At 42.6% G+C, this 1,030-nt stretch carries 1 protein-coding gene and 1 pseudogene; both read right to left on the reverse strand.

The features are described from left to right. The coding region (locus E5355_RS19090) for a DUF3987 domain-containing protein (protein ID WP_136011560.1) at nt 1-560 on the reverse strand (560 nt) is incomplete at its 3' end. An 11-nt stretch (nt 561-571) separates the two neighbouring features. Then, nucleotides 572-938 (reverse strand): annotated as a pseudogene (locus tag E5355_RS19095) (helix-turn-helix domain-containing protein). Nucleotides 939-1,030: the final 92 nt, after the last annotated feature.

The raw sequence follows: 1,030 nt of genomic DNA on the forward strand, positions 1-1,030 counted from the left end.
TTCTTGAACCAAGCGGACAATTCATCAGCCCACAAGCATAAACCACGTTTGTTCTGCGCATGAATAAGGCTCAATCCTTCAGGTGTTACATCTGAAATCAAGAAGCGTTTACGAATTGGTTCCTGTGGAAACTGTTCCTCACCGCTATCTGTGCGTTCTTTGCGGCTCATACTCATCAGTTCATCATACTTTGCAAGTGCTTTTTCAAAGACCTGATTCTGCTGATAGTCATAATCAAGAAACGGTTTCATGGCAAAGCTAAGCGGATGACTTTTGTTTGCCCCCGGTCTTCCTATTAATGCCATATACAGGATAGGACTTTCTACCCAGCCTTGCTTGATTTGGGCAAGGTGGGTATTACCAATGCCGACTGCAATCGCTGTAAGAATTGCTGCGGCAATGTAGTCGGTAGGGTAGTTATGGCATTCGTGAACCTCGCTGATGATGCGTTGGATTTTATTCGGGAATATGCTGACAGGAAAATCAGTGCCAGCCAATCGCATACTTAAATCAACCGCTTCATCAATGATGGATGCTGGATTAATAGAATATGTATCCATAGCCACACCTATTAAAGTTTCACAGATGATTTGGGCTTATGACGGACACTGCCTTGCATATTGGCAAGCATTTCCTCATATGTTTGCTCGGTAGTCTTTTTTCGTCCGTTTTCAATCCAAGCCAAGAAGCTCGTCCTCGTAGAAATAGAGTTTCTTACCTTTCTTATAGGCAGGAAGCAGCCCTTTGCGTACCAATGTATAAATGGTAGGCTTAGCTTTTTTGATGATACGGCAAGCATCCTCAATTTCAACCAACACATGTTTGTCTGATGCCGGTGGTTGAAGTTCCGACACCATTCTTTTCAACTCAATGACCTGTTCGGTCAGATAACCTACCGCTTCGGGCAGCTTATCAAATGTTACTGTTTCTTTTTGCATACGTCGCTCGTTTTTAATTGTTCGACGGCAAAGGAAACAGGTGTTTCAATGGTGGAATCATTCACCAAAATATAACTGATGAATAACTTTTT

The sequence above is a fragment of the Bacteroides muris (ex Afrizal et al. 2022) genome, from assembly GCF_004793475.1.
GTDB lineage: Bacteria > Bacteroidota > Bacteroidia > Bacteroidales > Bacteroidaceae > Bacteroides > Bacteroides muris.